The sequence below is a fragment of the Trichococcus sp. ES5 genome, assembly GCF_900067165.1.
In the GTDB taxonomy this organism is placed as follows: Bacteria; Bacillota; Bacilli; order Lactobacillales; family Aerococcaceae; genus Trichococcus; species Trichococcus flocculiformis.
Genome location: NZ_FJND01000007.1, coordinates 115,899 through 120,741, shown reverse-complemented (window position 1 = coordinate 120,741; position 4,843 = coordinate 115,899). Strand labels below are relative to the sequence as shown.

The 4,843-nt window shown below is 38.0% G+C and carries 5 protein-coding genes; 2 read left to right on the top strand and 3 right to left on the bottom strand.

Annotated elements, in window-relative coordinates:
* Positions 1–215: 215 nt before the first annotated feature.
* Positions 216–827: a helix-turn-helix domain-containing protein gene (locus tag TES5_RS07820; RefSeq protein ID WP_068561302.1), complete on the top strand. Its 612-nt coding sequence runs from the start codon at positions 216–218 to the stop codon at positions 825–827.
* A 148-nt stretch (positions 828–975) separates the two neighbouring features.
* Complete coding sequence (locus TES5_RS07815) at positions 976–1,230, top strand: helix-turn-helix domain-containing protein (RefSeq protein ID WP_143148287.1); 255 nt, start codon at positions 976–978, stop codon at positions 1,228–1,230.
* 281 nt (positions 1,231–1,511) lie between these two features.
* Here TES5_RS07815 and TES5_RS07810 read toward each other — a convergent pair whose 3' ends face one another.
* The 3 genes from TES5_RS07810 to TES5_RS07800 form a co-directional block, all read right to left on the bottom strand.
* Complete coding sequence (locus TES5_RS07810) at positions 1,512–2,603, bottom strand: Mbeg1-like protein (RefSeq protein WP_068561300.1); 1,092 nt, start codon at positions 2,601–2,603, stop codon at positions 1,512–1,514.
* Positions 2,596–3,195, bottom strand: coding sequence for a TetR/AcrR family transcriptional regulator (locus TES5_RS07805; RefSeq protein WP_068561299.1), 600 nt, complete (start codon positions 3,193–3,195; stop codon positions 2,596–2,598). Before TES5_RS07805 ends, TES5_RS07810 begins: the two co-directional genes overlap by 8 nt.
* Positions 3,196–3,275: 80 nt before the next feature.
* Positions 3,276–4,145: a DegV family protein gene (locus tag TES5_RS07800; protein ID WP_068561298.1), complete on the bottom strand. Its 870-nt coding sequence runs from the start codon at positions 4,143–4,145 to the stop codon at positions 3,276–3,278.
* Between the last annotated feature and the right edge of the window lie 698 nt (positions 4,146–4,843).

The window sequence follows — 4,843 nt, the reverse complement described above, 5'->3', positions numbered from 1 at the left end:
AGTGTCCAGAAATGAACCATTTTCTGGACACTGCTATTCCTTTTCCAACGCTCGTAAAAGTTACATTACAACACCTACGAGCGTCTTTACTACCTTCATAATAGACACCTGTCCATTATCGGTAAATAAATCTTTTTAAAAGTCTCTTGCCTTCCTTTTATCTTTACTTTACTTTATAATATAGTAAAGTAAAGATAAAAGAGAGGGGGAGTCACATGTTAAACGTATCTGAAGTGCTCACGATCTTAGAAAAAGAAGGCCTTACGAGTTCTAGGCAAGTGGTCTTGCGTTGGATCCGTCAAGGAGACTTGCCAGCTGTACAAGAATCCAGAAAAACAGGCTACCAAGTTAACCGAACAGACCTCGATGACTTTATATCCAAGAAAAAAGAAGCCGCTACAAGCACCGAATCCGCCGAACAGATAACCAATGACTATCGAGCAGGCTACCAGGCAGCCATAAAAGATCTGTTGGAGATAGCTATGGTGAGCGGGTCCGGAGACCTTTTTCTTTTCAGGAAAAATGCCAGTATCCCAATCCATTTAGCTGATTTCAAGGAAATGGCAGCAAGAAATTTCAGCACCGGGAAGAACAATCCCTTCTACCAAACCGCCATTAAAAATCTCTTTCACCCATTCGGACGGAAGACACCGGAGAACGTCATCTATGTCTATCCTTTGGGAGATTATTATAAACTGGCCAATCTGATCGTCAGTAAAGATGAATTGGCTGATTTCATGAAAGAGATGGATTTGGAAGGTGCCAGTCTTTCCGATGTTTTCGCGAACCTTTATCTTTACTATCTGACTTCAGGTAAAGTAAAGTAAGAAATACTTCCATTAATTCAGACAAAAGGGTGTTTTGGGGACTTCTTTTCCTTCTACTCAGAAAAAACAGGTCCGAAATAACACATTTTGAGGCGATTTCAGATTTGATTTGCCGGAAGCCATCAATAAGAAACGAAAGGGTGATTTCATGATTGATTATCATTACCAAACTTTTCTGGTTTTAGCTGATTGCTTGGATTATGCAAAGACTGCGCAAGAACTCTGTTTGTCCAAACCAGCAGTCACGCAGCATATCCAATATCTCGAAACGGATTTGGAGGTTAAATTATTCCAGAACCAGGGTGGCAATTTGGTGCTTACCAAAAAAGGAAACTTGTTGAAAGATCGTTTAGTCGTCATCAATGAGCACATTGATGATTTATTACGCTCATTGGCCACTTAAAGTTAACAGGTGTATATTAGGCGTAACAGAAAGATTGGGTTTTATGAAAAGAGATATGGCTAAAAAACTTTGGTTATTTGCTGCCGCCTGTTTTTTTTTTATTGCCAATCGCCAGAGTACATGGCTAAGCAGTTAACGTACGTACTTTTTTATAAAGTAGAGAAAGTAGAACTAAAGTATAATAAGCAAGGCTGAGCATTCCGCGATATATGTTTGCTTTTTCCGAGGATAGCAATGAGCTGGTCACAGTTTTTTTGGTGCGCAGGTTTAGTCAAAATATATTATCCATGAATCCTCTTTATACTTTGCGTTCCTTCCTTCATTGAAACTTCAATGAGCGTTTTTGTGACAATACCCCAATCTTTCCGTATACCTTTATCAGCATATTTTACGCCGGTTATTAAAATTTTAATATTTTTAGGCCATTGTTCAACCGCATCGGCTAGATACGTCGTTTCCATAGATTTGGTGATTTCATAAAGGGAAGCTAAGCTATTTCTCTTGGTTTCTTCATCGATAGCGCTTACCCATGAGGAAATAGTTCTTTGTGTGTAATTGGAAAATCTTGTGGTAGAGGGCGTTCTAAGAAATTTATCTTCATTTATTAACCATGTGTAAGGGTCGTGCTGTAGGATGGACCATGCGCTACTTTTTATTATGGAGAAATCCCGTTCTTCTTCTAACATTATTCCTACAACAGAAGCTTCTGGAACAATTTTCTGTATTCTGTTTCTAGTCTTTCTGAATTGATCTGAAGAACGTAACGAACTATGTATCCCTGGACCATCATGATTAAAAACTTTTATGATATTTTCATTTATTTCACGTTTAGTAAATACGGCTGCGAATACTGCCAATGTTCCCCCTTTTGAATGTCCACCTAGGTAGTATTTACCCCCAAATTTATCGTGTATCCTTTCCAAGTAGTCAGCGGCTGATTTCTGTGATGGAATTATTGTTAAATAAGACATATTCAAATCTTCTTTCCAACCAACAAAAGTGGATGTGGTACCCCGGAAAGAAAGGAAATAGTGATTATTAGACAATTCAAACGTAACGGCAGAAAACTGCGTTTCTTCTGATTCACTTATTAAATTGATGACCTCATGAACTTTTATTGATCTAAAACGAGTACTTGTAGAAATCTCAGAAAATAATAGGCTATTGTTTTCTGCATTCCAAGTTCTTTTTACCAGAAGCGGTACCAAATTGGAATTGTAAATTTCAAGAAAAGAATAGCTTTCTTTCGTGGGTAACAAACTATAATCCAAATACGCTAACTGTGAGAAAATGAGGCTGTCAATTTCGTTTAGTGGCGCTATTTCAAAGGGCACATCTTTCATTCTTCTTACATAGTCAATAATATTACTCATTTTTTCCATCACCTAAAATCCCATTAACACCTGAAAAAGTTATGAGGCTCATTTTTTTTGACAATTCATCTAAAGGGATTTTCTTCGGATCGCGTAACCACTCTTGATAAACCTCCATCATTCCGGCTATTACATAATTAATAGTCAAATCTCTAGTAAAATCATCTTCAAATATATCTAAATGTAAATTGGCTATCACTCGTTGTTTTAACGTTTGAGATATTTTTGCAATCAAGTTGATATCCCCGACTTTATTTGACTGCATTAAATCACTATAAAATTCAAAATCCTGTTGTATGATGTTTGTCAGAGATTCAAAGATCCAGGTTGGAGACTTAAAGTCTTTTTTCATATTTATGGTAGAAATAACTTCGTCAAATGATTGAACAATGTCATTTTCAATCTCCTCAAGTACTTGGTTAGTGCTCTCATAATAGTTGTAAAATGTTTTCCGATTCACATCGGCCGTTGCTGCGACTTGTGTAATTGTGATGGATTCTAAATTTTGGTCTGATAAGAGCTTAACTACTGCTTGCTGTATTGCTTGTTTTGTTTTTCGAATTCTGCGATCGATTTTTATTTCTGGATCCATACTCCGAACTCCTTCATTATATTATTTTTACTCTACGGGAACCCATCCAAGAGTTGCCCAGAACTCTCGCCCTAATAAATTTATACACCACTATCAATCCCTTTGATAAAAACGCCAACACAGCCGTAGCCTGTGTGACTTGAAATCGTAGGTCCCATATTTAAGACTTCGATTGATTTTGGATGGGACTTCGCTAAAATAGATTCCTTCAACCATTCGGCGCCGGCTCTATCACCGCTGGTTGCAATGAAAACGGTCTTGTCGTCAGCAGCCTCTAATGCCTGCACTACTTGATCAGTCATTCTTTGAAAGGCTCTTTTTCTTGTTCTTACTTTTTCAACAACTTCTAACTTTCCTTCTTTATTTACTGAAAGAATGGGCTTAATGCTTAATAGTTCACCGATTGCTGCAGCACCCTTTGAAATCCTACCTCCATTGTATAGATGGTTTAAATCTTCAACTGTGAACCAATGCTGATAAGATCGTTTATTAGCTTCTAACCAACTCACTAACTCAAGAAAATTATACCCTTCTTTTTGCTTTTGCACCGCATTATAGACCATTAAGCCTTGCCCAGCACTTGCTGATAAGGAATCCACAATAGCTATTTCGGCATCAGGGTATTCTTCTTTCAATAGATCTACTGCTTGGAGGGCACTTTGGTAAGATTCACTCATTCCCGAGGACAAACTGATATAAATGATTGGGATATTTTGTTTTGCACAACTTTTGAAAAATTCTAGATACCTACCTATACTGATTTGACTTGTGGAGGGCATAGAGCCATTTTTTAAGGCTGTGTAAAAAGAATCTATATCAAACGTCAATCCCAGGTCATCACGCAGAGTTTTCCCATCTAACATCACTTCCGTTGGAAGAAATTCTAGATTGTCTTTTTCAAAAAATTGATACGATAAATCACAACATGAATCAGTAACTATTTTATACATAATATAACCTCCTAAATCATATGGTACATGTGTGTATTATCCGTCACATGACCGTTATGAATCAATGGGCACTTTTTTGCCTTTATGTATTTTAAGAAACATTTTATTCGCTTTATGTGTACTTAAACTATTAATTAATGTGCCCAATTTAGGGAAACAATCTGCATCTTGAGAACATACTTGGTTTCAATGTTCACAAGGCAGGATTATTGGCTAGGATTCCTTTTTGAAGGGATTGCCCAAAATGAGGCTGAGGGGTCTATTGTACAATAGCCATTAGGTGTATTTAAGATTCATAGAATAACGCTTTGCTACGTTATAGTCCACAGGGGAATGAAGAGAGCAGCAAAAGCTGACTATATAAATTGAGTTAAATTGCATTCGTTTTTCCTCCTGTAGGCGTATACTAAAGAAAACACTTGAGGAGTGGGGAACATGGAAACAGAACGCCAAATCCGTGAATTGGAAAAAGCGATGACTACGACAGACAACCGCCGGTTGTACGAGCGTTGCCTGGCAGTCAAGTAGGTTCTCGAAGGCCACACCCGGAAAGAAGCCGGGCACACCATCGGCCGCGACGAGCATACTGTCAGCCACTATGTGAAAAATTACTGCCATAATGGAATCCAAGGTTTAGTCTCCAAAAAACAAAGCGGACGACCTTCACGGCTGACAGATGAACAGGAAGCGGAACTGGT

Coding starts and splice junctions, on each gene's coding strand:
- TES5_RS07820 (WP_068561302.1), top strand. CDS start 216: ATGTTAAACGTATCTGAAGTGCTCACGATCTTAGAAAAAGAAGGCCTT.
- TES5_RS07815 (WP_143148287.1), top strand. CDS start 976: ATGATTGATTATCATTACCAAACTTTTCTGGTTTTAGCTGATTGCTTG.
- TES5_RS07810 (WP_068561300.1), bottom strand. CDS start 2,603: ATGAGTAATATTATTGACTATGTAAGAAGAATGAAAGATGTGCCCTTT.
- TES5_RS07805 (WP_068561299.1), bottom strand. CDS start 3,195: ATGGATCCAGAAATAAAAATCGATCGCAGAATTCGAAAAACAAAACAA.
- TES5_RS07800 (WP_068561298.1), bottom strand. CDS start 4,145: ATGTATAAAATAGTTACTGATTCATGTTGTGATTTATCGTATCAATTT.